Below are 24989 nucleotides of genomic sequence, written 5' to 3' on the forward strand. Positions count from 1 at the left end.
CTTAGGAATTGGTGGTCTGGGAGAGCGAGTCGCGGGCGGCCTCGACAACAGCCTCGGCCGTGAGTCCGAACTCGCGGAACAGGGTCTTGTAGTCAGCGGAGGCGCCGTAGTGCTCCAGGGACACGCTGCGGCCGGCGTCGCCGACCAAACCGTCCCAGCACTGCGCGATGCCTGCCTCCACCGACACGCGGGCCTTGATGCCGGCCGGAAGCACCGACTCGCGGTAGGCGGGGTCCTGCCCGTTGAACCACTCGAGGCAGGGAACGGAAACCACGCGGGTGGCGATGCCGTCGGCCTGCAGCGTTTCGCGGGCCTGGACGGCCAGCTGCACTTCGGAACCGGTGGCGAGCAGGATCACCTGCGGGGTCGTGTCCGTGCCGCCGGACTGAGCCTCGGCCAGCACGTACGCCCCCTTGGCCACGTTGTCGGCGGAGGCGAAGCCGCCTTCGCCGCGCTCGTAGACCGGCAGGTTCTGCCGGGTGAGCACAATGCCGGCCGGGTTGCTGTGGTTCTCCAGCATCGTCTTCCAAGCCTGCGCCACCTCGTTGGCATCGGCCGGGCGGACGACGTCGAGGCCCGGGATGGCGCGCAGGCTCGCCAGCTGCTCCACCGGCTGGTGGGTGGGTCCGTCTTCACCCAGTCCGATGGAATCGTGCGTCCACACGTAGATGGAGGGGACGCCCATCAGGGCGCCCAGCCGGATGGCCGGCCGCTGGTAGTCGCTGAAGATCAGGAACGTGCCCGAGAAGGCGCGGGTGTTGGAGCTGAGCACAATGCCGTTGACGATGGCGGCGGCGGCGTGCTCGCGGATGCCGAAGTGCAGCACCCTGCCGTACGGCCCGCCGGACCACATGTCCGTCTGGCGCGACTCGGGAACGAAAGAGGGGGAGCCTTCGATTGTGGTGTTGTTGGATTCGGCCAGGTCCGCCGAACCGCCCCACAGCTCCGGCAGCACCGGGCCGATGGCGTTGAGCACCTTGCCGGAGGCGGCCCGGGTGGAGACGTCCTTGCCGGCCGGGAACTCGGGCAGCGCCGCCTCCCAGCCTTGCGGCAACTCGGAAGCCTGCACGCGGTCCAGCAGCGCGGCGTTCTCCGGGTTGGCCTCGCGCCACGCCTGGTAGCCGGTCTCCCAGTCCGCGCGGGCCTGCTTGCCGCGCACGGCTACCTGCCGGGCGTGGTCCAGAACCTCCGGTTCGACGGCGAAATGCTGCTCCGGATCGAAGCCGAGCACCTCCTTGACGGCTGCGACTTCGTCGGCGCCCAGGGCGGAGCCGTGGATCTTGCCGGTGTTCTGCTTCTTGGGGGCAGGCCAGCCGATGACGGTGCGCAGCGAGATGATCGAGGGCCGGGAGGTCTCGGCCTTTGCGGCTTTCAACGCCTCGAACAGGGCCGGGACGTCTTCGACGTACTCGCCGGTCCGGGTCCAGTCCACCCGCTGGGTGTGCCAGCCGTACGCTTCGTAGCGCTTGAGCACGTCTTCGGTGAAGGCGATGTCGGTGTCGTCTTCAATGGAGATTTTGTTGTCGTCGTAGAGCACCACCAGGTTGCCCAGCTCCTGGTGGCCGGCCAGGGAGGAGGCCTCCGAGGTGACGCCTTCCTGCAGGTCGCCGTCGGACGCGATCACCCAGACAGTGTGGTCGAACGGGCTTTCGCCGGCGGCAGCATCGGCGTCGTACAGGCCGCGGGTGCGGCGCTGGGCATAGGCAAAGCCGACGGCGGAGGCGAGCCCCTGGCCCAGCGGTCCGGTGGTGATTTCAACGCCCGGGGTGTGCTTGTACTCCGGGTGGCCCGGCGTGAGCGAGCCCCAGGTCCGCAGCGCCTTCAGGTCCTCCAGTTCCAGGCCGTAGCCGGAGAGGAACAGTTGGATGTACAGCGTCAGCGAGGTGTGGCCGGGGGAGAGGACGAACCGGTCGCGGCCCACCCAGTGCGGATCGGTCGGGTCGTGGCGCATGAACTGCTGGAAGATCAGGTACGCGGCCGGGGCCAGGCTCATGGCGGTGCCGGGGTGGCCGTTGCCGACCTTCTCCACTGCATCGGCGGCGAGGACACGTACCGTGTCCACCGCCCGCTGGTCCAGCGATGTCCAGGACAATTCCTGATCTTCCATGTGTGGCACCGGGTGGGCCCCTTTCTGATACGTCCAGTCGGCAGCCGACGGTCCGGAAAACAGCCGCAGCCGCGGCCGAGTGGACCATTCGCCGTTGATACTGCCTCGAGCTTGCTGCGCCCCATCACCGCGGATTGGCGCTTGTTCCCCACTCTATCCGTTGAGTCTGCAATGCGCAGGACATGCCGCAGTGCCCGCAGTCACAGGCAGCCATTGATTGACGCCGCCAGACGCGGGCGGGCCTGGCCAGACGCGGGCGGGCCCGCGCAGGTTTCGGCGAGGGCCGGCGCAACCGGTTTCTACGAGAGATAGAAGGAGTATGATGTAGGTGCACCTTGGCCCGTCCTTTTAGGCTGGGCGCTTTCGTGTGTCAGACGAACTCCAGCAGAACTGAGTGGTTTTTCCTTGAATATCCAGACCGTTCCGGACCAGGCGTTGGCCGTTCCGGCCAAGCCCGGCTTCTCGCGCAAGGCCAAGGCCTACATAGCGCTCACGAAGCCCCGCGTGATGGAACTTCTGCTGGTGACCACGCTGCCCACCATGATCTTCGCCCAGGGCGGTTTTCCCGACCTCTGGCTGATGGCTGCCACGATGGTCGGCGGAGCCCTGGCTGCCGGAGCGGCCGGCTCCTTCAACTGCTACATCGACCGGGACATGGACAAGCTCATGCACCGGACCGAGAACCGCCCGCTCGTAACGGGGGAACTGACTCCGCGCGAGGCCCTGGTTTTCTCCTGGGTGCTCGCCGTGGTGGCCGTGGCGCTCCTCTGGTTCGGGGCAAATCCGCTGGCCGGCATGCTGGGCGTCGGCGCGATCTTCTTCTACGTTGTGATCTACACGCTGATCCTTAAGCGCCGCACCTCCCAGAACATCGTTTGGGGCGGCGCCGCCGGGTGCTTCCCGGTGCTCATCGCCTGGGCCGCCGTGACCAACACGGTGGCGTGGCCGGCGGTGATCCTGTTCATGGTCATCTTCCTGTGGACCCCTCCGCACTACTGGCCGCTCTCCATGAAATACAGCGACGACTACAACGCCGCCAACGTGCCGATGCTGGGCGCCATCGCCAGCGCCCGGCAGGTTTCAGTTCAGGTTGTCCTCTACGCCTGGGCCACCCTGGTCTGCTCGCTGCTGCTGGCTCCGGTCGGCGGCGCCGGCTGGGTGTACACGATCGTGGCACTGCTTAGCGGTTCCTGGTTCGTCTACGAATCGCATCGGCTCTACGCGCTGACCAAGCGCGGAACCGAGAGCACCGCCGTCACGAACAAGAGCGCCATGCGGGTGTTCCATGGTTCCATCAGCTACCTGACGGTGCTGTTCCTGGCCCTGGCCCTGGACCCCTTCATCGGTGGTCCCGTCTTCGGCTAGGCGCCACCCGCCCAACGCCGGCGTGATCCCTTCCGGCCGGCCCGGCCGTCAGGCTGTCCTGCCCGCGCTGCCCTAAGATTGCGGCATGAATCCCTTCCGCGGCCTGATTGCCTATCCGGTGACCCCCTTCCATGACGACGGCGGTGTCAACCTTCCGGAGCTGATTCGCCATATCGCCGCGGTGAGCGACGCGCCCGTCGACGCCATCACGGTGCTCGGCAGTTCGGGCAACTTCGCCTATTTGGACCGCGCGGAGCGACGGGATGTCGTGATAGCGGCAGTGGAGTCGGCCAGGGCGGTCCGGCCCGGGCTGCCGGTGTGCGTCGGCGTGAGCGCGGTGGGCACCCGTGAACTCCTGCAGAACATCGACGACGCCAATGCTGCCGGCGCCGACGGCCTCCTGGTCTCCACGGTCTCCTACTATCCCCTGACGGACGAGGAAGTGGCGGCACAGTGTGTTGCGGCGGCCCGGCAGTCCGGCCTCCCTCTGTGCCTGTACAGCAATCCCCGCACCACGCAGTTCAGCTTCAGCCTGGAGCTCGTGGCCGAACTGGCCGCTGAACCCCACATCGTGGCCGTGAAGGAATCCGCCCCCAGTGCCGAAGTATTCCGCGAGCGATATGAAGAACTCCGCCGCCTGCTGCCGGTCGAAGCGGGCGATTTCAGCCATGGCATGAGCGGTGACGCGCTGATCGCGGAGGCCGGCTTCGCGGCCGACGCCTGGCATGGCGGGCCGATTGCCGTGCTGCCGGCGCACTACCGGGTGCTGCGCGACGCCTTGCTGGCCGGCGATGAGGATACTGCCGCCGCAGCACGCGCCGCCTTGGCTCCGCTCATGGCCAACTACGGCTCGCTGCGCCCCCTCAGCAATCTCTACGCGTTGGCCAGGGCCGCCGGGATCGACGCCGGTGATCCGCGGTTGCCGCTGCACCCCTTGCCCGGGAGCAGCCGCCGCGAACTCGCCCGCCTCATGGAAGGCATCGAGGCGTTCCGCCCGGCTGATGGGGCACCGGCAGGACAGTAGCGACAGCCCGCCGCTTGATCGGACTACAGCGGGAATTTGCCGGTGGAACGGTCCCAAACATTCGTGGCCGCGACGGTCAGCAGGGCGGAACCGAGCATGTGCAGCAGCACGAGGCCGACCGGCAGCCCGGTGAAGTGCTGCAGGTAACCTATGCCGCCCTGAAGCAGGACCACGGCGGCCAGCCACCAGAGAGCGGTACGGAGTTGCGGGGAGGTGGCGTGGCGGTAGGCGAGCACCAGCGCCAGCACGATGGCCGCGACCAGCAGGTAGACCGGCACCACGTGGATCCGCGTCACCAGGTCCGCGCTGAAGTTGTGCCGCGGGGCGCTGGCGTCACCGGCATGCGGGCCGGTGCCGGTCACGATCGTGCCCAGCACGATGGACGCAGCAGAGGTAGCGGCGATGGTCCAGCCCAGGGTTGCCTGGATGCGCGGGACCGGAGCGACGGCCACCGCGGTGCCGCCGCGCAAGTACATACCGGTGCGGTTCACCAGCAGCGTAGCCACGGCGACCAGTGCCGCCGAGGCCAGGAAGTGCAGGCTAACCACCCACGGATTCAGATCGGTCCACACGGTGATGCCGCCGATCAGGGCCTGCACCGGGATGACGCACAGCAGTGCCACCGCCAGGCCGAACAGGGTGCGGTGCGACCGGCGCATCCGCCACAGCGACACGAGCATGGCCACGGCGATGATGACCAGGATGAACGTCAGCGTGCGGTTGCCGAATTCGATCAGCCCGTGGATGCCCATCTCGGGCGTCGGCGTCATGGAACCGGGTACGCAGTTCGGCCACTCCGAGCAGCCCAGGCCGGACTTGGTCAGCCGCACGGCGCCGCCGGTGATGATGATGCCAATCTGCGACACCAGTGAGGCAATGGCCAGCCCGTGCACGGTCCGGTTGACCGAGACGGGCAGCCGATCCTGGAGGCCGCGGGACTTCGGGGTGGCGGTGGTCATTGACTTAGCTCCATTTGAACCAGCGGATGGCGGCAAGGCTGGCCACTACGGTCCAGGCCAGCAGCACGATTGATGCGGTGAGATTAAACTGCGCGTCGATTAGCGCGCTGCGCAGGGCGTCGCCCAAAGCAGTCGAGGGTAACACGTGGGCGGCCGGCTCGAAAACGTCGGGCCAGCTGGCCACCGGGAAGAGGATACCGCCGGCGGCCGCCAACAGCACCCACAGCAGGTTGGTAATCGCCAGCGTGGCTTCCGGCCGCACGGTCCCGGCGATAAGGAGACCAAGCGATGTGAAAGCCGCGGCACCGAGCACCAGCTGCGCGGCTGCCGGCGCGATGCCGCCGAGTGCGGGCTGCCAGCCGAGGAACAGGAGGGCAGTCCCGCCCACCACCACGACTTGGATCACCATGATGGCCAGCACGGCGAGAATCTTTCCCAGGATCAGGCCGCCCTGTCCCAAGGGAGTGGTGGACAGGAACCGCAGGACGCCATAGCGGCGGTCGAAGCCGGTGGCGATTCCCTGGCCGGTCAAGGCGGTGGATACCGTGCACAAGGCCAGGACGCCCGGGGCCGCCATGGCGATCCGGTCGTCCGTGAAGGTGTCCAGCAGCGGTGTGACGGTCAGGCCGATGAGCGCCAGCAGCGGCAGGATGATCGCAATCAGCAACTGCTCGCCGTTGCGCAGCATGCCCAGGGTCTCGTAGCGGCCCTGGAGGGCGATCCGGCGGATCAAGGGGGCGGGCGCGCTCATCGCAGGTCCTTCCCGGAAATATCGAGGAAGACATCCTCCAGCGAACGCGGTGCCATATGAATGGACGCCGGCATGACATTGTGGGCCGCCCACTCCGCCGCCAACGCGGCCAGCAGTGCGGGGGTGATTTGGCCGGCCACCGTGTAGCGGCCGGGAACGTTCTCGACGGCGGTGAACGGCTCGGGCAGGGCGAAGGACAGGCCCGGGGCGGCATCGAAGGTCAGCAGGCGTTCGACGCCGGCGCTCTCGTCCGTGGCCGCCGTGAGTTCGGCGACCGTGCCGTGCACTACCGTCCTGCCGGCATCGATGATGAAGACGTAGTCGGCCAGCCGCTGGGCGTCGTCCATGAGATGCGTGGTGAGGATGATGCCCAGCCCCTCGGCCCGCAGTTCCTGGATCAGGTCGAACACCACGGCCCGGGACTGTGGGTCCAGTCCGGCGCTTGGTTCGTCCAGGAAAAGGACCTCCGGATCGCCGACCAAGGCGGCGGCCAGGGCCACCCGCTGCTTCTGTCCGCCCGAGAGCCTGCGGATGGGTGTGTTGGCGAATCCGTTGATGCCCAGCCGCTCCGCCAGCTCGTCCACGCTGCGGGGGTCCCGGTACATTCCGGCAACGTGCTGGAGCAGGGCCAGCGGCCGGATGGCCTGCGGCAGGCCGCCTTCCTGCAGCATGACGCCGACCCGGCTCCGGAGCTCCGCTCCCGCCTGGTAGGGATCCTGGCCGAGGAGCCGAACGGTGCCGCCGTTGGGACGCATGAGGCCCTGCGCGCAGGCTAAAGTGGTGGTCTTGCCCGCGCCGTTAGGTCCGAGCAAGGCCGTGACCTGCCCGGGGTAGGCGCGCAGATGGGCCCCGTCGATGACGCGGACCATCTTGTTGTCCAGGGCCTCCACCGGTCCCAGATCTTTCACGAGTCCCTGGATATCCAGGCAGGGTTCGGAGGTAGGCACCCGAACATTCTACGGGACGTAGAGCGGTCCACGGAGGGATGCTCCGCTAAGGCCTGCCTTACTGGTAGGGCGGAATAGAATACGTCATGATTGTGTTGTGTATTCCATGACCAGTAGTGCTTCTTTGCGTGCCCAGGCACCGGAGTCCGAGGAGCGGACCCGGGACCGGGTGTTGAATGCCGTTTTGGAACACGGACCCGTCAGCGCCGCCGGGCTCGGCGAGATACTGGGCTTCACCCCCGCGGCCGTGCGGCGCCACCTGGATGCCCTGTCCCGCAAGGGCTTGATCGAGGTCAAGCTCACCGCGAATTCGGCCACCGGAGCCGGCCGACCGGCGCGGAAGTACGTGCTGAGCCGGCAGGGCCAGACACGGCTCGGCAACGACTATCTGGATATTGCCCGTACCGCGTTGGCGGCCTTGGGCGAGGCTGCCGGCCGCGAGGCGGTCGCTGAGTTCGCGCGCAACCGCTACCGGGACATGGAAGAACGCTACCGTCCGGTGGTGGAGGCGGCAGGGCCCGGAATCGAAGAGCGGGCCAAGGCCCTGGCCGAGGCGCTGAGCGCCGACGGCTTCGTTGGCTCCACCAACGTGGTGGGGTCCAAGGCGCCGCACAGCACCATGCTGGCCGTCCAGCTGTGCCAGGGGCACTGCCCGGTGCAGCAGCTGGCAGCAGACTTCCCCGTCTTCTGCGACAGCGAAACTGAAGTTTTCTCCCGGCTGCTCGGGGTGGATGTCAGGCGACTGTCCACGCTGGCCAGCGGGGGACATGTTTGTACGACCCACATCCCGGTGGGTCGAACAAGGTCTGCGGTTCGACCCGTCGAACCGGCGACAGGCACGAGACGAGTATCCATCAATCTGCAAGAGAGGCCGTGATGACGGACCAAGTGGATCAGAGCATGAGGAACGCGGTCGGGACGACCGAAGTAGCCGACACCACCATTTCCGAAATCCTGGAAAAGAACCCCGAGCTGCATGGCATCGGGACCTACGAATACGGCTGGTCCGACGCCGACACCGCCGGCGCCAACGCCCGCCGCGGTCTGAATGAAGAAGTGGTCCGCGACATCTCCGCCAAGAAGGGCGAGCCGGAGTGGATGCTGGATTTGCGTTTGAAGGGCTTGAAGTACTTCGACCGCAAGCCGATGCCCACCTGGGGCGCCGACCTGTCCGGCATCGACTTCGACAACATCAAGTACTTCGTCCGTTCCACGGAGAAGCAGGCCAAGACGTGGGAGGACCTGCCCGAGGACATCCGGGTCACCTACGAAAAGCTGGGCATCCCCGAGGCAGAGCGTGAACGCCTGGTTTCCGGCGTTGCCGCCCAGTACGAGTCCGAGGTGGTCTACCACCAGCTCCGCGAAGACCTGGAAGCCCAGGGCGTGATCTTCCTGGACACCGACACCGGCCTGAAGGAACACCCGGAGATCTTCCAGGAGTACTTCGGTTCGGTTATCCCGGTGGGCGACAACAAGTTCGCCTCGCTGAACACGGCCGTCTGGTCCGGCGGGTCCTTCGTCTACGTCCCCAAGGGCGTGCACGTGGATATCCCGCTGCAGGCCTACTTCCGGATCAACACCGAGAACATGGGCCAGTTCGAGCGCACGCTGATCATCGCCGACGAAGACTCCTACGTGCACTACATCGAGGGCTGCACGGCGCCGATCTACAGCTCCGACTCGCTGCACTCCGCCGTCGTGGAAATCATCGTGAAGAAGGGCGCGCGCGTCCGGTACACGACGATCCAGAACTGGTCCAACAACGTGTACAACCTGGTCACCAAGCGGGCCATCGCCCATGAGGGCGCCACCATGGAGTGGGTCGACGGCAACATCGGCTCCAAGGTCACCATGAAGTACCCGGCCGTCTACCTGACCGGCGAGCACGCCAAGGGCGAGACGCTGTCCATCGCCTTCGCCGGTGCGGGCCAGCACCAGGACACGGGCTCGAAGATGGTCCACCTCGCGCCGAACACGTCCAGCGCGATCGTGGCCAAGTCCGTGGCCCGCGGCGGCGGCCGCTCGGCCTACCGAGGCCTGGTCCAGGTGCGCGAAGGCGCGAAGAACACCAAGAACAGCGTGGTCTGCGACGCCCTGCTGGTGGACACCATCTCGCGGTCGGACACGTACCCGTACATCGACGTCCGCGAAGACGACGTCACCATGGGCCACGAGGCGACCGTGTCCCGCGTCAGCGAAGAGCAGCTGTTCTACCTGATGACGCGCGGCATGGCCGAAGACGAAGCAATGGCGATGATCGTGCGCGGTTTCATCGAGCCGATCGCCCGCGAGCTGCCGATGGAATACGCCCTCGAGCTGAACCGCTTGATTGAACTGCAGATGGAAGGATCCGTAGGTTAATGACTGAGATCACTGAGAAGGCACGTATCGGTGCTCCGGCCATCGACGGATTCACGGAGGAAGGCGAAAACCTCTCCCCGGCCAACGCTGCCGCAGGCCCGCTGGCCGGGGCCAGCGCGAAAAGCCACAGCCACGGAGGCGGCGTCGGGGTTCCGGACAGCTCCCGCGCCGGCCGCCTGACCTCGTACAAGGCAGAAGACTTCGGCCAGCTCACCGGACGCGAGGAAGACTGGCGGTTCACCCCGCTCAAGCGCCTGCGCGGCCTGCAGCGCGACGCGCTGACCGGTACCGCACCGGCCGTCACCGTCACCGGGCCCGAAGGCGCCGACCTGCCGGCCGGCGTCCTGGTCGAGACCGTGGGCCGGAGCGATGCACGCATCGGCGTTGCGGGCATCCCCGAGGACCGCGTCTCCGCGGCGGCCTGGGAGGCGTTCACCGAAGCGACCGTGGTGACCATTCCGGCCGAAGCCCAGCTGGATTCCGGCGTCGCCGTGGTGGTGGAAGGCAACAGCACCGAGCTGTCCGCGCAGCATCTGGTCATCGTGGCCGAAAAGTTCTCCAAGGCCGTCGTCGTACTGGACCACAAGGGCAGTGCAACGGTCTCGCAGAACGTGGAGATCGACGTGCAGGACGGCGCCGAGCTCACCGTCGTCTCGGTGCAGGAATGGGCCGACGACGCCGTTCACGCCTCCTCGCAGCAGGCCCGCGTGGGCCGCGACGCGAAGTTCAAGCACGTGACCGTCAGCCTGGGCGGCGATTTGGTCCGCGTCACGCCGTCCACCCGTTTCACTGCCACCGGCGGCGACGTGGAAATGTTCGGCCTCTACTTCGCCGACGCCGGACAGCACCTTGAGCACCGCCTGTTCGTGGACCACGCGATGCCGAACTGCAAGTCGCGGGTGCTGTACAAGGGCGCCCTGCAGGGCAAGAACGCGCACACCGTCTGGGTGGGCGACGTGTTGATCCGCAAGGAAGCCGAGGGCACAGACAGCTACGAGGCAAACCGGAACCTGGTGCTGACCGACGGCGCGCGCGCCGACTCGGTGCCGAACCTCGAAATCGAGACCGGACTGATCGAAGGTGCCGGCCACGCCAGCACCACCGGCCGCTTCGACGACGAGCACCTGTTCTACCTGATGGCGCGCGGCATCCCCCAAGACGTCGCCCGCCGCCTGGTGGTCCGCGGTTTCCTTAACGAGGTCATTCAGCAGATCCGGGTCCCCGCCCTCGAAGAGCGGCTCAACGCCGCACTGGAACGCGAGCTCGAGGCGGGCAACCTCTGATGAGCGGGACTCCGCGCGGCGAACTGGTGTGCCAGGCCTCTGACGTACAGGTCAACCAGGCAGTGCGCATCCTGATCGATGACTACCCGGTAGCCATCGTCAGGGACTCTGAGGGCGAACTCCACGCCATCGGGGACACCTGTTCGCACGCGGACGTCTCCCTCTCCGAAGGCGACGTCGAAGGCTGCGCGATCGAATGCTGGGGCCACGGGTCCCAATTTGATCTGCGCACCGGCGAGCCGCTGAGCCTGCCGGCGTTCGAACCCGTCCCGGTGTTCGCGCTGACGCTCGACGGCGACGGCGTCTACGTGGACGTCACGAACGTCCTGAACGGGGCACCTGCCCCGGACCTCAACTAAAAACTTCAATCACGTGAACGGCGCCCGCCCCCACCGGGCGCAAAGGAGAAAGCAGACAGATGTCTACTCTTGAAATCAAGGACCTGCACGTCAGCATCGACACCGAGCAGGGCAGCAAGCAGATCCTCAAGGGCGTGTCCCTGACGATCAACACCGGCGAAATCCACGCCATCATGGGCCCGAACGGTTCCGGCAAGTCCACCTTGGCGGCCACCATCGCCGGGCACCCGCGCTACAACGTCGACTCCGGCTCCATCACCATGGACGGCGAAGATGTGCTGGCCATGAGCGTGGACGAGCGCGCCCGCGCCGGCCTGTTCCTGGCCATGCAGTACCCAGTCGAGGTACCCGGCGTGACCATGACCAACTTCCTGCGCACCGCCAAGACCGCCCTCGACGGCGAGGCCCCGAGCCTGCGTACCTGGACCAAGGACGTCAAGGAAGCGATGGGCCAGCTGCGCATCGACGCCGACTTCGCCCAGCGCAACGTGAACGAAGGCTTCTCCGGCGGCGAGAAGAAGCGCGTGGAGATCCTCCAGCTCGAACTCTTCAAGCCCAAGTTCGCCATCATGGACGAAACCGACTCCGGCCTGGACGTGGATGCGCTCAAGGTGGTCTCCGAAGGCCACAACCGGGTGCATGCCGGGGGCGCGATGGGCACCCTGCTCATCACCCACTACACCCGCATCCTGCGCTACATCAAGCCCGACTTCGTGCACGTCTTCGTAGATGGCCACATCGCCGAAGAGGGCGGCCCCGAACTGGCCGACCGTCTCGAAGAAGAGGGATACGACCGCTACCTGACAGCAGCAAAGGCCTGATCATGACAGAAGCCAAAGCCCCGCAGACGTCCCTGGAGGACGTCGAGGAAGCGCTCAAGGACGTCATCGACCCTGAGCTGGGCGTCAACATCGTGGACCTCGGCCTGCTGTACGGGCTGAAGTACGCCGACGACGGTGCCCTGCTCATCGACATGACGCTGACCACCGCCGCCTGCCCGCTCACCGACGTCCTCGAGGAGCAGACCGGCCAGGCGCTGGACGGCGTGGTGGATGAGTGGCGCCTCAACTGGGTGTGGATGCCGCCGTGGGGTCCGGAACGGATCACCGACGACGGCCGCGACCAGATGCGCGCCCTCGGGTTCAATATCTGAGCCCGACGAATCGACGACGGCGGACCGGTCACCTTCGGGTGGCCGGTCCGCTGCTGTGTTGGCACCGGCCCGCGGGCTAGGATCGGGTCATGGGAGTGTCGAGTGCGGCAGCAAAGCGGCGGCGGGGACGCTATGACGAGATCCACGTCGCTTCGGCCTACCACGGCCTCACTGCGCTGCTGGCCGTGGTGGGCCTCGCCGTCGGAATCACCGCCGTGCCGGCAGCCCCCGGTTATGGTGCCGCCGCCGCACATTCCTGGTGGAACTACGCCAGCGCGCCGGGGGTGCAGGCCGCGCTGCTGGTCTTCGTGGTGAGCCTCACGCTGTTGATGGATTCGACCATGGCCGGGGGACGGCTCTGGCGGGCAGCCCGGACCGCCACCCTGGCGGCCATGCTGCTGGTCTTCCTGGCCCAGTTCACCCGGTTCCGCGGTTTTCCCGAAGCCGCAGGGTTGAGCGCGGCAGGGGTGATGGCGGACCGGCTCCTGCATTACGTGCTGCCCGTGGTCGTCCTGACCGGCTGGCTCATCTTCGGTCCGCGGCCCCGCATCGGCGCCGGGGCGGTTACGCTCGGCCTGGCCTTCCCGGGTTTCTGGCTGCTCTGGACGGGGGTCAGGGGTGCCGCGACGGGCTGGCTGCCGTATGGTCTGGGGACGGCGGGGCCGGGGGAGCTGCTGATGACGGGGATCGGCCTGATCCTGGTCTGGCTGGGAGCGGGCACGGTCTTCCTGCTGCTGGACACAACGATGGGCCGCGAGCCCGACGGTTATCTGCCCGGCTTCGGACCCGGCGATCCCGACGGCGGCAGGGCCGGGACCTCCGGGGGCGCACCGCCCTTCGCCGCGGGCATCAGCGAGACCGACCCGGTGGACCCGCGCGACCTGTAGCCTTCACAGCCTGCCTCAGGCGGGGCGGTCGAGGTCCGGGGCGGAGAAAGTGTCGCACCGGCCGGCGTCCCCGGTCCGGTAGCCGTGCAGGAACCAGCGCTGCCGTTGCTCGCTGGAGCCGTGGGTCCAGGTGTGGGGGTTGACCTGCCCCGCGGCGGCTTGCTGGATGCGGTCGTCGCCCACGGCGGCCGCGGCGGAGAGGGCGTCCTGCAGGTCCCGCTGGGTCAGCGGCTGCATGAACGGTTCTCCGGTCCTTTCGTCGATCTGCTCCGTGGCATTGCCTGCCCACACGCCGGCATAGCAGTCCGCCTGCAGTTCCACCCGGACTGCACCGGACTCGGGACCCTGGGGATCCTGCCGGGCGTAGCCGATGGCGCCGGTCAGGTTCTGGATGTGGTGCCCGAACTCGTGGGCCACCACATACTCCTCGGCCAGCGGCCCCCCGCTCGCACCAAAGCGGGTGGTCAGCTCGGTGAAAAAGGACGTGTCAAAGTACGCCGTCTGATCAGATGGACAATAAAACGGGCCCACCGCACTGCTGGCCCTGCCGCAGCCGGTGCTGACGCCGCCGTCGAAAAGGACGGTCTGCGGGGCGGGATACTGCATGTTGTAGCGGGGGAGATAGCCGGCCCAGAAATCGTTGAGGCTGTTGACGGTACCCACGATGCGGCAGTCGGTGCGCTCGTTGGCGTCGGCGCCGGTGCGGCACTCTTCCTGCAGGACGGAACCTCCCGCCTGCTGCTGTTCCTGGCCGCCGCCCACGCCGAAGCCCTCCAGCACTTCGGGCGGAACACCCAGCAGGCTGGCAATGAGGACCAACAGGCCGCCGCCTCCGATCGCGATCTTGCCGCCCAGGCCGCCGCGGCGGTCCTGAACCTGTGACGTATCCAGCCGGGAGCCGCGGGAGAAACTCATTCGCCAAGGATAACCGTCCGATCACGCCGCGGAGGGGTGGGGACGGCTTCGGGTTGCCGGTAGACTGGAAAGGTTGATTTCCGCCCGTCCCGTCTGGACGGCGCCCGGGCATCCCCTCTCCGCACCCCTTCGAAAGGCTTCCACTGTGATTACCGTCAACGATCTTGAGCTGCGTGCCGGGGCCCGTCTGCTCATGGAGGCGGTGTCCTTCCGTGTGGACAAGGGCGACAAGGTGGGGCTGGTGGGCCGCAACGGCGCCGGCAAGACCACGCTGACCCGCGTCCTGGCCGGAGAAGGCATGCCTGCCGCCGGGACCGTGGTGCGCACCGGTGAGATCGGCTACCTGCCCCAGGACCCCCGCACCCCCGACATGGAACAGCTGGCCCGCGACCGCATCCTCTCGGTGCGGGGCCTCGACGTGGTGACCCGCAAGCTGAGGGAAACGCAGTCGGAAATGGCCAGCACCGACGCCGACGTCCAGGCGAAGGCGATGCGCCGCTACGACCGGCTGGAGGCCGAGTTCATCTCCGGCGGCGGCTACGCGGCCGAGGCCGAGGCGGCCGCCATCTCCTCCAACCTGGCCCTGCCGGAGCGGATTCTGAACCAGCCCCTGCGGACGCTCTCCGGCGGCCAGCGCCGCCGCGTCGAGCTGGCCCGGATCCTGTATTCCGGTGCGGACACCATGCTGCTCGATGAGCCGACCAACCACCTGGACGCGGACTCGATCAGCTGGCTGCGCGAGTTCCTGAAAAACCACCAGGGCGGCCTGATCGTGATCAGCCACGACACCGGGCTGCTGGAAGCGACCGTCAACAAGGTCTTCCACCTGGACGCCAACCGCGCCACCATCGACATCTACAACATGAACTGGAAGCGCTACCTGTCCCAGCGCGAGACCGACGAGCGGGCCCGCAAGCGTGAGCGCGCCAACGCCGAAAAGAAGGCCCAGGTCCTGATGGACCAGGCGAATAAGATGCGCGCCAAGGCCACCAAGGCGGTGGCGGCCCAGAACATGGCCAAGCGTGCCGAACGCCTGCTCAGCGGCTTGGATGAGGTGCGCGCACAGGACAAGGTGGCGGCGCTGCGCTTCCCCGATCCGGCACCCTGCGGCAAGACTCCGCTCACCGCCGAAGGCCTCAGCAAGTCCTATGGCTCATTGGAGATCTTCACGGACGTGGACCTGGCCATCGACCGGGGCTCCCGCGTGGTGATCCTGGGGCTGAACGGCGCGGGCAAGACCACGCTGCTGCGCATGCTGGCCGGGGTGGACACGCCCGACACCGGCGATGTGCTGCCCGGCCACGGACTGAAGATCGGCTACTACGCGCAGGAACACGAGACGCTGGATGTGGACCGGACCGTGCTGGAGAACATGCGCACGGCCGCGCCCGACCTGCAGGATGCCGAGGTGCGGAACATCCTCGGTTCCTTCCTGTTCTCGGGGGACGACGTGAACAAGCCGGCGGGGGTGCTCTCCGGTGGCGAAAAGACCCGGCTCGCCCTGGCCACCATTGTCGCGTCATCGGCCAATGTGCTGCTGCTGGATGAGCCGACCAACAACCTTGATCCGGCCAGCCGGGCGGAAATCCTGGGCGCTCTGCGCAACTACAGCGGCGCCGTCGTCATGGTGAGCCACGATGAAGGGGCGGTGGCGGCCCTGAACCCGGAGCGCGTCGTGCTGCTGCCGGACGGCGTCGAAGACCTCTGGAACGAGGACTACCTGGACCTGGTCACCCTGGCCTGATTCCGGGCACAGCGCCGTCGCAATCGAAATTGCCAAGGCGCGCATCGCCGAGCGAGGAACGAGCGAGGTGTCTAAGCGCCGTGCAATTTCGGTTATAGACGGCGCTGGAGTTCAGTCGTCGCGGCTGAGCAGGGTGCCGTCGGTGCGGAACCCCTGGGCGTCCAACAGGGCGTCTTCCTCTTCTTCGGCCGTCGGCCGCTTGCGCCGGCGGTTCGGAGCCGCGGCGCGCGGTGCCGGATTGGCCTGGTGGTAACCGCTCAACGCCTCCTCTTCCTCCGCGTACCGGCTGTGGTGCGCCTGCTGGCGGGCGGCATAGCCGTAGCCGACGAACAGCAGCACGCCGAAGGCGTACCACTGCATGGAGTACGACAGGTGCGGGCCTTCGTCGATGGCCGGCTTGGGGATCTGCACGGGTTGCACGGCAGCAGCGGGAGATTCCGCCGCCATCAGGCCGTAGCTGCCGGTATGGACGGGGTAGCCCAGTTCTGCTGCATAGGCGTCCAGCTGGATGGACGCGAGCTGGCCTTCCGGGGCCCCGCGGCTGACGGGGCCCTCGCCGGGCTTGACGCGGGCGACGACGGTGACGTCGCCGTCCGGGGCGGCGGGAATGGTGTCCGGGTGGCCGGCCTGGTTGTTGCCGATCGGGAGCCAGCCCCGGTTGATCACCACGGCGCTGCCGTTCTGGAGGCGCAACGGGACGAGCACCTCGTAGCCCGGCCGGCCGTTCAGGGGACGGTTCCGCACGATCCGCTGCCCGGCGTCGTCGTACTCGCCGGTGAGGACCACCGGCGTCCATTCCACCGAGTCATCGGCGGTGGCGAAGATGTCCGGCACCTCGCCGAACGGCACCGGATCGGCGTCGTAATTGTTCTCCACCGCCGCGATGACGTCGCGGGCCTGGTCCCGGCGTTCCATCTGCCAGTTGCCCAGCACCACGCACAGCGCGGCCAGCAGGGCAACGATCAGCAGCCAGCCCAGCCACTTGCCGCTGAGCAGGAATCGGTAGGACATTCAGGCACCTTCCAAGGGGAGCGTTTCGCGCCAGAGGCTGCGCTGGATCAGATAGTCCTGCAGCCATTCCCGGTGTGCGCCGCACGCGAGCCAGATTTTGCGGCGCTCGGGGGTATGGATTTTCGGGTTGTTCCACAGCAGCTGCCACTGCGCATCCTGGCGGCAGCCCTTCCGCGAACAGACGGGGGAGGCGGCCGCCGCCCCGCCGCCGAGCTGGTCCAAGAGGTTCATGCGGCCGCCTTCCGCCAGCGCCGCTTGGTGACGGGGCTCAGATTTCCGGTGAATTCGGCCGGCTCGTCGTCCACGTGGGGATCCTCCGGCGGGGTAGCGTCCGCAACGGCGGGCCCGTCGGCCGCTGTCGGTGCCGGGCCCGGCGGCTCCGGCCGGTCGGAGGCGGGGCGGACGGGCGGGGAGGACGCGCCGGGGCTGCTGGCCGCTTCCGGTTCGGCGTCGTCGATAAGTTCCCCGCTGAGGACCTGGTCGGTGTCTGCCCCGGCGTTTGCCGTGCGGGCGGAGGGGGCCTCCAGCTCCGGCTGCGGCGCCTGGTCCAGCAAGGCGGTGCTGTGCTGCAGGTTCGATTTGTCGCTGCCGCCATTGGCGATGATCACGGCGATCCACGGCAGGAAGACGGCGCCGGCCACGAAGAACCAGCGGAACCAGCTGTCGATGAAGAAGAAGAGCAGCAAACAAGCCAACCGGATACCCATGGCGAGCGTGTACTTGACCATGCGCCGGTGCATTTCATCGGTATGGCTTTCAGGGACGTCCGTAATGCTCAGGACTTCCGGCTTCTCGTCAGGCTGCTTGCTCATCACACTCCATCAGGGCTGTATCAATTCTCCCACGCTGGCCGGAATGTCTAAAGCCGCCCGACGATGACCGACCGACGAATATCCCGGGCTAGGATTCCATAGGAAAACAGCAGCCTGATGGAGGTAAGAGTGAGCAACGAACAGCAGTCCGGCCGCAGCGTGCTGGTCACCGGCGGCAACAGGGGAATCGGGCTGGCGATTGCCCGGGCCTTCGAGGCGAACGGCGACAAGGTGGCGATCACTTACCGCAGCGGCGAGGTTCCCGACGGACTCCTGGGCGTGAAGGCCGATGTGACGGATGCCGCGTCGGTGGACGCTGCCTTCGCCGAAGTCGAGGCTGCCCACGGTCCGGTGGAGGTCCTGGTCGCCAACGCCGGCGTCACGCGCGACACGCTGCTGCTGCGGATGAGCGAAGAAGACTTCACCAGCGTGGTGGATACCAACCTGTCCGGCGCGTTCCGGGTGATCAAGCGCGCCTCCAAGGGCATGATCCGGCTGCGGAAGGGCCGGGTGGTGCTGATCTCCTCGGTGGTGGGTCTCTACGGGTCGCCGGGCCAGATCAACTATGCCGCGTCCAAGGCCGGCCTGGTGGGCATCGCCCGGTCGCTGACCCGCGAGCTAGGATCCCGCAACATCACCGCCAACGTCGTGGCCCCGGGCTTCGTCAACACGGAGATGACGGCAGTACTGCCGGAAGACACCCAGAAGAACTACCTGGCTTCCATCCCGGCCGGCCGCTTTGCCGAACCCGAAGAAGTTGCGAACGTGGTCCGCTGGATTGCCAGCGACGAAGCCGCCTACATCTCCGGCGCGGTGATTCCGGTGGACGGCGGACTGGGAATGGGCCACTAGGCAGGTCAGGCAGGTGTTCGGGCCTGCGTTTTGTGGGCTCTCTACAACGGATAAGGCTTCGGGGACTGGCAAGATGGAACCCGAAGCCTTTTCCGGTTGAGCGTTTCCTACAACGGGCCGACCGGACCACCACTCAGAACCTCGAGGAGCAGCCATGGGCGCACTGGACGGCAAAGCAGCAATCGTAACGGGATCATCGCGCGGCATCGGCGCCGAGGTGGCCAAGCTCCTGGCTGCCGAGGGAGCGTCGGTGGTGGTCAACTACCGCCAGAAGGCACCCCGCGCGAACAAGGTAGTGGCGCAGATCGAAGAAGCCGGCGGCCGCGCCGTCGCCGTTGCCGCCGATCTCACCGCGGCAGAGGGCTCGCAGGCACTGGTCGAAGCCGCCCGGCAGAACTTCGGCGGCGTCGATGTGCTGGTGCTCAACGCGTCCGGCGGCATGGAGTCCAGCATGGGCGAGGATTATGCCCTGCGCCTGAACCGCGACGCGCAGGTGAACATGCTCAAGGCGGCGGCCGAGGTGATGCCGGCAGGCTCCCGGGTGGTGTTTGTCACCAGCCACCAGGCCCACTTCATCCGCACCGTGCCGACCATGCCGGAGTATGAGCCGGTGGCCCTGAGCAAGCGCGCCGGCGAAGACGCGCTGCGCGATCTGCTGCCGGAGCTGGACGCCAAGGGCATCTCGCTGGTGGTCGTATCCGGCGACATGATCGAAGGCACCGTGACCGCGACGCTGCTGGACCGTGCCCGCCCCGGCGCGATCGAAGCCCGCCGCGCAGAGGCCGGCAAGCTTTACTCGGTGGAAGAGTTCGGCGCGGAAGTGGCCAAGATGGTCACCGCCGACGTCCCCTCCGGCCACACGGAATACGTGGGCGGGGCCGAGTCCTTCCTGCAGGCGCAGGACTAAGACGCCGCAGGGCCCGGACTACTCCCGAACCAGTCGGCGCGCCGCCTCAACGATATGCCGCGCGGAGATGCCCGCGGCGTCCAGCAGGTCGTGTGGCGCGCCGGACGTCGGCAAACCTTCCACGGCCAACCGGACCAGCTTGAGGTCCGGTACCCGCGCCTGCGTCAGCGAACCGGCGACGGCTGACCCGAGCCCGCCTTCGGGATAGTGGTCCTCCACCGTGATGATCCGGCCTCCGGTGGCCCGGCACGCTGCCAGCAGCGTCTCCTGGTCGATGGGCTTGATCGAATACAGGTCAATCACCCGCGCGGCGATGCCTTCGTCGGCGAGTTGGGCGGACGCGGCCAGGCACTCGTGCACGGTGACGCCCGCGCCGACGAGCGCGACGGCGTCGTCGTCGGTGGCCCGGTGCACCTTCGCCCCGCCGATGGGGAACTCTTCGCCGTCCCCGTACAGCACGGGGTAGTCGCCCCGGGTCGCGCGGAGGTAGCAGATGCCGGAAGTGTCAGCCATGGTGCGGACCAACCGGGCGGCCGAGGGTGCGTCGGCGGGGTAGAGGACGGTTGAGGTGTGGATCGCCCGCATGGCGGCCAGGTCCTCCAGCGCCATCTGCGAAGGCCCGTCCTGGCCGATCTCGACGCCGGCATGGGTTCCGACCAGGCGGATGTCCACCTTGGAAACCCCCGCCATCCGGATGAAGTCGTAACCGCGGGAGACGAGGAACGCTGCAAAACTGGCGGCGAACGGCACATACCCGCGCACGGAGAGCCCCGCCGCCGCAGCCACCATCTGCTGTTCGGAGATGAACATTTCGAAAAAGCGCTCCGGCGCGGCCTTGCTGAATTCCCCGGCCTTGGTGGAGTTGCCCACCTCACCATCGAGGACCACCACCTCGGGCCGGGCGGCGAGGGCAGCCACGGCGTCGCCGAAGGCCGTCCGGGTGGCGACGGAATCGCCCACCGTGTAGGCGGGAAGGTCGACGGCGGCCGCGGGGTCGGGCGTGATGGCAGGATCGCCGGGTTCCGGTTCCAGCGTGGCGATCCGGTGGTGCGTGGGGCCGCCCAGCGCCTCGATGGCGGCCCCGGCGACGTCCTCCGGCAGTGCCTTGCCGTGCCAGCCGTCCCTGTCCTCCACCGCGGGAACGCCTTTGCCCTTGACCGTGCGGGCCAGGATGACGCTGGGCCGGTCGGTGGTGGCACGCGCCGTGGCGAAGGCTTCGTGGATGGCTGCCAGGTCGTGGCCGTCGATCGGCAGCGGTTGCGCGCCGAAGGCCCGGATCCTGGCGGCGTACCGGTCGAGGTCCCAGCCCAGTGCGGTCGGCCCGTTCTGGCCCAGCCGGTTCACATCCACGATCGCCGTCAGATTTCCCAGCCGGTAGTAGGCGGCCTTGTCCAGCGCCTCCCACATGGACCCTTCGGTCATCTCGCTGTCCCCGCAGAGGACCCACGTCCGGTAGGGGAGCCGGTCCAGGTACTTGCCGGCCATGGCGATGCCGACGGCGACGGGCAGCCCCTGGCCGAGTGAGCCGGTTGCCACGTCCACCCAGGGCAGGGCAGGCGTGGGATGTCCCTGCAGCCGGCTGCCAAACTGCCGGTAGGTGTCGAGCAGTTCCGTTTCGTCGATCACTCCGGCGGCCCGGAACATGGCATAGAGCAGCGGCGAGGCGTGCCCCTTGGAGAAAACCAGATGGTCGTTCGCCGCCAGGTCGGGCCGCTGCCAGTCATAGCGCAGGTGGTTCGCCAGGAGCACCGCCATGAGGTCGGCCGCCGAGAGCGACGAGGTGGCGTGGCCGGAGCCGGCGCGGGTGGTGGTTCGGATGGAGTCGACCCGCAGCTGCGCCGCCAGGCGCCGGCAGGTCTCCGCCACGTCCGGCTCCAGGGTTGTGGTCGTTGTGGAGTGCGTGCTCATCGCAGATTCTCCTTCGCGGCAGGTTCCGGGAATCCTGCCCGTAGGCCGGCAGCCGGGACGCTGTCCGGGGGAGGTTCAACCGACCCTACTCCGGCACATGGCCCGGCGGTAGGGGCCTCGTCCGGCGAAAATCAGCACGCCTGGATTGCCGGTCCGGCGGCCGCAGAAGCGTCAGAGGCCGGCGAAGTAGCGCGCCACGTCCAGGTAGGGAATGTTGATGGCGGCGTCGGCGGCCTCCCGGACGGCAGGCTTGGCGTTGAACGCGACGCCCAGGCCGGCGGCGGCGAGCATGTCCAGGTCGTTGGCGCCGTCGCCGATGGCAATGGTCTGCGCCAGGTCGATTGCCTCCGCCGCCGCCCATTCGCGCAACAATGCCTCTTTCACCGCGCGGTCCACCACGTCGCCGTCCACCTTGCCGGTCAGCATCTCCGCGTCGATGCCCAGCAGGTTGGCGCGGTGGTAGGTCAGCCTGAGCTCGGCGGCCAGCGGATCCAGGATTTGGCTGAAGCCGCCGGAGACCACGGCTACCGCGTGGCCGGCGGCCAGGAAGGCCTCGACCAGTTCCCGGGCCCCGTCCGTCAGCCGCACCGCGGCACGGACGCGGTCGATCACGTCGAGGGGAAGGTCCTTCAGGGTTGCCACCCGGGCGTGCAGGCTCTGGGCGAAGTCCAGTTCGCCGCGCATCGCCGCTTCGGTCACGGCGGCAACCTCGTCCCGCTTGCCGGCATGCTCGGCCAGCAGTTCGATGACCTCCTGCTGGATGAGCGTGGAGTCCACGTCCATCAGCAGCAGCTTGCGCTGCGGCCCGGCCAGCGACGCATCCATCACGGCGGTGCCCAGGTCATCCGTGAGGACGGGGGCCAGCGCCGCCCGTAGGGCTGCGACGCCGTCGGGGGCACCGCCGTCGTACTCCACCGTCAGGACGGTGACCTGGAAACGGTCGTTGGCCGCGTTCTCCAGCTCGATGATGCTCCCGCCGGCTCCGGTGACCGCGGCCTGAACGGCGGCGAGATAGGCATCGGGGAGTTCCCGGCCGTAGGAGACGACACGGAGGAGCGAGGGCATAGTGATTCCGTTCTGCGCAAAGCTGGAGGGAGGGCCGGATCCATCATGGCAGGCTCCGGCGTCGCGTTTGGCGAATGCTACGCGTTTTAGCCTACTGTCTACTGATATGAGCGATGTACTTGAATTTGCCGGGGTCACTGTTGTCCGCGGGCGGAAAACCCTGCTCGACGGCATTGACTGGCAGGTCAAGGAGGGGGAGCGCTGGGTGGTGCTCGGCCCGAACGGGGCGGGCAAGACCACGCTGCTGCAGATCGCCGGCGCTCGCCTGCACCCCACCCGCGGGATCGCCGGGATCCTGGACGAGACCATGGGCAAGGTCGACGTGTTCGAGCTGCGGCCGCGGATCGGTTTGGCCTCCACCGCTCTGGCGGGCCAGATCCCCGAGCACGAGCAGGTGCTCAATGTGGTGGTCACCGCCGCCTACGGGGTGACCGGCCGCTGGCGCGAACAGTACGACAAGATGGACGAGCGCCGCGCCTTCCGGCTGCTGGATGCCTGGGGCATGTCCACCTTCATGAACCGCACCTTCGCCACGCTGAGCGAGGGCGAACGCAAGCGCGTGCAGATTGCCCGGGCCCTGATGTCCGACCCTGAACTGCTGCTGCTGGATGAGCCGGGCGCCGGCCTGGACCTGGCCGGCCGCGAGGATCTGGTGCGGCGGCTGAGCGAACTGGCCCAGGACGAGGACGCGCCGGCTTTGGTGCTGGTCACCCACCATCTGGAGGAAGTGCCGCCGGGCTTCACGCACGCCATGCTGCTGCGCGAAGGCGGGGTGGTGGCCCAGGGGCCCATCGCCGAGGTGTTGACCGAAGAGAACCTGAGCGCCGCCTTTGACATGCCGCTGAGCGTCAAGCACGACGGCGGCCGCTACACTGCCGTAGCCAAGCGCGCCTAAGCGGCGCCTGCCTCATGGATGTTCTGAACGCTGCCCTGATCGGGTTGGGCGGCCTGTGGGCCGGGACCATCAACAGCATTGTTGGCTCCGGGACGCTGGTCACGTTCCCCATTCTCGTGGCACTGGGCTATGCGCCGGTGACCGCGACCATTTCGAACGCGATGGGCCTGATTGCCGGCAACGTGGGCGGCGTCTACGGCTACCGGAGGGAACTGGCGGGGCTGCGCCGCACCCTGGCCATCCTGCTGCCAGCCTCGCTGCTGGGCGGGATCACCGGTGCCTGGCTGCTGCTGCACCTGCCGGAGGAAGTCTTCGGCGTGGCGGCGCCGTTCCTGATCGTGGTGGCGCTGCTGTTCGTGGTGTTCCAACCCAAGCTCCAGGCCTGGGTGCGCGACCGCCAGGCCGCGCAGGCCCGCACCCGGCCGCGTCCGTGGCTGCTGCTGGGGCTGGTCTATTTTGCCGGTGTCTACGGCGGCTACTTCGTGGCCGCGCAGGGCGTGCTGCTGGTGGGAATCCTCGGGGTCTTCCTGCACGGCACCCTGCAGCAGGCCAACGCGGTCAAGAACGTGCTGGTGTTGGGCGTGAACATCATCGCCGCCATCTCCTACATGCTCTTCGCGTTCGACCGGATCGAATGGCCGGTGGTGCTGGTCATCGCCATCAGTTCGTTGATCGGCGCGCTGATCGGGTCCGCGGTGGGACGCCGGCTGAAGCCGGTGGTGCTGCGCGGCGTTATTGTCACCCTTGGCCTGGTGGCGTTGTTCGTGCTGGTCAGGAACCTCTTCGCATGAACCTGGTGCGCCTGGACTCCGCCGCCGACCCGCGCGTGGCCGACTACGCGCAGCTGACGGACACCGCGCTGCGCCGGCGCCGCGAGCCCGCCGAGGGCATGTACATCGCGGAAAGCTCCAAGGTGCTGCGCCGGGCCATCGCGGCGGGCCACACCCCTCGGTCGTTCTTCCTGACCGACAAGTGGCTGGACGACCTGCGCGACGTCATCGGCCGGTTCCCCGACGTGCCGGTGTTCGTCGGGACGCCCGAGGTGCTGGAGGCGATCACCGGATTCCACCTGCACCGCGGGGCAATGGCCGCCATGCACCGGCCCGCGCCGCTGCCGGTCGAGGACGTGCTGGCCGGCGCCCGCCGGGTGGCAGTGCTGGAGGACATCGTGGACCACACCAACGTGGGCGCGATCTTCCGGTCCGCTGCCGCCATGGGCATGGACGCGGTGCTGCTCAGTCCACAGTGCGCCGACCCGTTGTACCGGCGCAGCATCCGGGTCTCCATGGGCACGGTCTTCCAGATTCCGTGGGCCCGGCTGCCGGAGTGGCCGGAGGACATTAACGCGCTGCGCGACGCCGGTTTCACGACGGCGGCGTTGGAGCTGACCGGGGACGCCATCTCCTTGGATGAGTTGGAGCGGCGCAGCTACGACAGGCTGGCACTGGTGCTGGGCACCGAGGGCGCCGGCGTGAAACAGCAAACGCTCGACTTGGTGGACCTGACCGTGATGATCCCGATGCGTGCGGGAGTGGACTCGCTGAATGTTGCGGCCGCCAGCGCGGTGGCGTTCTGGGCCTGCCGTGTCACTTCGACGTGAGCCCGCCGAATGCGGTAGAGTTGTGTGCTGGCCCTAATGGGGCTGCCATCTTTCCATCCTTCTAGCCGCTGGCAAAATCCAGGG

General features: G+C 67.7%; 25 protein-coding genes. 15 read left to right on the forward strand and 10 right to left on the reverse strand.

Going from position 1 to position 24989, the window contains the following annotated elements:
- Nucleotide 1 precedes the first annotated feature (1 nt).
- On the reverse strand, nt 2-2107 hold the full coding sequence (gene tkt, locus AC5RVD_RS11935; protein ID WP_494112742.1) for a transketolase: 2106 nt from the start codon (nt 2105-2107) through the stop codon (nt 2-4).
- A 405-nt stretch (nt 2108-2512) separates the two neighbouring features.
- Between tkt and AC5RVD_RS11940 the strand changes: the two genes are divergently transcribed.
- Nucleotides 2513-3472, forward strand: coding sequence for a heme o synthase (locus tag AC5RVD_RS11940; RefSeq protein ID WP_493987289.1), 960 nt, complete (start codon nt 2513-2515; stop codon nt 3470-3472).
- A gap of 85 nt (nt 3473-3557) precedes the next feature.
- A complete protein-coding gene (locus tag AC5RVD_RS11945; RefSeq protein WP_494112740.1) occupies nt 3558-4496 on the forward strand; it encodes a dihydrodipicolinate synthase family protein in 939 nt (312 codons plus the stop codon).
- Nucleotides 4497-4519: 23 nt separating this feature from the next.
- On the opposite strand, the gene AC5RVD_RS11950 is transcribed toward AC5RVD_RS11945, so the two are convergent.
- The 3 genes from AC5RVD_RS11950 to AC5RVD_RS11960 are packed head-to-tail and all read right to left on the reverse strand — an operon-like array spanning nt 4520 to nt 7096.
- Nucleotides 4520-5455 (reverse strand): COX15/CtaA family protein, encoded by a 936-nt coding sequence (locus AC5RVD_RS11950; RefSeq protein WP_494127022.1) that lies wholly within the window; start codon nt 5453-5455, stop codon nt 4520-4522.
- A 4-nt stretch (nt 5456-5459) separates the two neighbouring features.
- Nucleotides 5460-6206 carry an ABC transporter permease gene (locus AC5RVD_RS11955; RefSeq protein WP_494127023.1) on the reverse strand — a complete coding sequence of 249 codons (747 nt, stop codon included), beginning with the start codon at nt 6204-6206 and terminating at the stop codon, nt 5460-5462.
- Nucleotides 6203-7096: an ABC transporter ATP-binding protein gene (locus AC5RVD_RS11960; RefSeq protein WP_494127102.1), complete on the reverse strand. Its 894-nt coding sequence runs from the start codon at nt 7094-7096 to the stop codon at nt 6203-6205. Before AC5RVD_RS11960 ends, AC5RVD_RS11955 begins: the two co-directional genes overlap by 4 nt.
- Before the next feature lie 163 nt (nt 7097-7259).
- Between AC5RVD_RS11960 and AC5RVD_RS11965 the strand changes: the two genes are divergently transcribed.
- The 7 genes from AC5RVD_RS11965 to AC5RVD_RS11995 all read left to right on the forward strand — a co-directional run bounded on the left by AC5RVD_RS11965 (nt 7260) and on the right by AC5RVD_RS11995 (nt 13196).
- On the forward strand, nt 7260-8030 hold the full coding sequence (locus AC5RVD_RS11965) for a helix-turn-helix transcriptional regulator (protein ID WP_494112739.1): 771 nt from the start codon (nt 7260-7262) through the stop codon (nt 8028-8030).
- A complete protein-coding gene (gene sufB, locus AC5RVD_RS11970; RefSeq protein WP_494127024.1) occupies nt 8030-9514 on the forward strand; it encodes a Fe-S cluster assembly protein SufB in 1485 nt (494 codons plus the stop codon). Before AC5RVD_RS11965 ends, sufB begins: the two co-directional genes overlap by 1 nt.
- Nucleotides 9514-10797, forward strand: coding sequence for a Fe-S cluster assembly protein SufD (sufD, locus tag AC5RVD_RS11975; RefSeq protein WP_494127025.1), 1284 nt, complete (start codon nt 9514-9516; stop codon nt 10795-10797). The genes sufB and sufD overlap by 1 nt, the downstream gene beginning before the upstream one ends.
- Nucleotides 10797-11156 carry a non-heme iron oxygenase ferredoxin subunit gene (locus AC5RVD_RS11980; RefSeq protein ID WP_493987283.1) on the forward strand — a complete coding sequence of 120 codons (360 nt, stop codon included), beginning with the start codon at nt 10797-10799 and terminating at the stop codon, nt 11154-11156. Before sufD ends, AC5RVD_RS11980 begins: the two co-directional genes overlap by 1 nt.
- Nucleotides 11157-11215: 59 nt before the next feature.
- Nucleotides 11216-11977, forward strand: a complete 762-nt coding sequence (sufC, locus tag AC5RVD_RS11985) for a Fe-S cluster assembly ATPase SufC (RefSeq protein WP_494112735.1) — start codon at nt 11216-11218, stop codon at nt 11975-11977.
- Between the two features lie 2 nt (nt 11978-11979).
- Entirely contained in the window at nt 11980-12309 is a 330-nt protein-coding gene (locus AC5RVD_RS11990; RefSeq protein WP_493978517.1) for a metal-sulfur cluster assembly factor, read from the forward strand.
- A gap of 89 nt (nt 12310-12398) precedes the next feature.
- The gene (locus AC5RVD_RS11995) at nt 12399-13196 is read left to right on the forward strand and encodes a Pr6Pr family membrane protein (protein WP_494127026.1); all 798 of its coding nucleotides are present in this window, start codon (nt 12399-12401) and stop codon (nt 13194-13196) included.
- A 15-nt stretch (nt 13197-13211) separates the two neighbouring features.
- Here the strand turns inward: AC5RVD_RS11995 and ypfJ are convergent, their stop codons facing one another.
- On the reverse strand, nt 13212-14111 hold the full coding sequence (gene ypfJ, locus AC5RVD_RS12000; protein WP_494120627.1) for a KPN_02809 family neutral zinc metallopeptidase: 900 nt from the start codon (nt 14109-14111) through the stop codon (nt 13212-13214).
- Nucleotides 14112-14256: 145 nt separating this feature from the next.
- Between ypfJ and abc-f the strand changes: the two genes are divergently transcribed.
- Nucleotides 14257-15855, forward strand: a complete 1599-nt coding sequence (abc-f, locus tag AC5RVD_RS12005) for a ribosomal protection-like ABC-F family protein (RefSeq protein ID WP_494108813.1) — start codon at nt 14257-14259, stop codon at nt 15853-15855.
- A 111-nt stretch (nt 15856-15966) separates the two neighbouring features.
- Here the strand turns inward: abc-f and AC5RVD_RS12010 are convergent, their stop codons facing one another.
- Genes AC5RVD_RS12010 through AC5RVD_RS12020 form a run of 3 tightly spaced genes read right to left on the reverse strand, consistent with a single transcriptional unit; the run spans nt 15967 to nt 17678 of the window.
- Nucleotides 15967-16866, reverse strand: a complete 900-nt coding sequence (locus AC5RVD_RS12010) for an SURF1 family cytochrome oxidase biogenesis protein (RefSeq protein WP_494127027.1) — start codon at nt 16864-16866, stop codon at nt 15967-15969.
- Nucleotides 16867-17097, reverse strand: a complete 231-nt coding sequence (locus AC5RVD_RS12015) for a hypothetical protein (RefSeq protein WP_494112731.1) — start codon at nt 17095-17097, stop codon at nt 16867-16869.
- Nucleotides 17094-17678: a DUF3099 domain-containing protein gene (locus AC5RVD_RS12020; protein ID WP_494112730.1), complete on the reverse strand. Its 585-nt coding sequence runs from the start codon at nt 17676-17678 to the stop codon at nt 17094-17096. The genes AC5RVD_RS12015 and AC5RVD_RS12020 overlap by 4 nt, the downstream gene beginning before the upstream one ends.
- Before the next feature lie 117 nt (nt 17679-17795).
- Between AC5RVD_RS12020 and AC5RVD_RS12025 the strand changes: the two genes are divergently transcribed.
- Together AC5RVD_RS12025 and AC5RVD_RS12030 are read left to right on the forward strand one after the other, a co-directional pair.
- Nucleotides 17796-18530 (forward strand): beta-ketoacyl-ACP reductase, encoded by a 735-nt coding sequence (locus AC5RVD_RS12025; RefSeq protein WP_494127028.1) that lies wholly within the window; start codon nt 17796-17798, stop codon nt 18528-18530.
- Nucleotides 18531-18684: 154 nt separating this feature from the next.
- Nucleotides 18685-19437 carry an SDR family oxidoreductase gene (locus AC5RVD_RS12030; RefSeq protein ID WP_494127029.1) on the forward strand — a complete coding sequence of 251 codons (753 nt, stop codon included), beginning with the start codon at nt 18685-18687 and terminating at the stop codon, nt 19435-19437.
- 18 nt (nt 19438-19455) lie between these two features.
- Here AC5RVD_RS12030 and AC5RVD_RS12035 read toward each other — a convergent pair whose 3' ends face one another.
- Both AC5RVD_RS12035 and serB read right to left on the reverse strand, forming a co-directional pair.
- Nucleotides 19456-21345: a transketolase gene (locus tag AC5RVD_RS12035; protein ID WP_494127030.1), complete on the reverse strand. Its 1890-nt coding sequence runs from the start codon at nt 21343-21345 to the stop codon at nt 19456-19458.
- 171 nt (nt 21346-21516) lie between these two features.
- On the reverse strand, nt 21517-22410 hold the full coding sequence (gene serB / locus AC5RVD_RS12040) for a phosphoserine phosphatase SerB (protein ID WP_494112727.1): 894 nt from the start codon (nt 22408-22410) through the stop codon (nt 21517-21519).
- A gap of 106 nt (nt 22411-22516) precedes the next feature.
- Here serB and AC5RVD_RS12045 point away from each other — a divergent pair, with 106 nt between their 5' ends.
- Genes AC5RVD_RS12045 through AC5RVD_RS12055 form a run of 3 tightly spaced genes read left to right on the forward strand, consistent with a single transcriptional unit; the run spans nt 22517 to nt 24905 of the window.
- Entirely contained in the window at nt 22517-23305 is a 789-nt protein-coding gene (locus tag AC5RVD_RS12045) for an ABC transporter ATP-binding protein (RefSeq protein ID WP_494112726.1), read from the forward strand.
- Nucleotides 23306-23319: 14 nt separating this feature from the next.
- Nucleotides 23320-24096 carry a sulfite exporter TauE/SafE family protein gene (locus AC5RVD_RS12050; protein ID WP_494112725.1) on the forward strand — a complete coding sequence of 259 codons (777 nt, stop codon included), beginning with the start codon at nt 23320-23322 and terminating at the stop codon, nt 24094-24096.
- Nucleotides 24093-24905 carry a TrmH family RNA methyltransferase gene (locus AC5RVD_RS12055; protein ID WP_494112724.1) on the forward strand — a complete coding sequence of 271 codons (813 nt, stop codon included), beginning with the start codon at nt 24093-24095 and terminating at the stop codon, nt 24903-24905. Before AC5RVD_RS12050 ends, AC5RVD_RS12055 begins: the two co-directional genes overlap by 4 nt.
- The last annotated feature ends 84 nt before the right edge of the window (nt 24906-24989 follow it).

Source organism: Arthrobacter sp. THG-b23 (genome assembly GCF_059091265.1).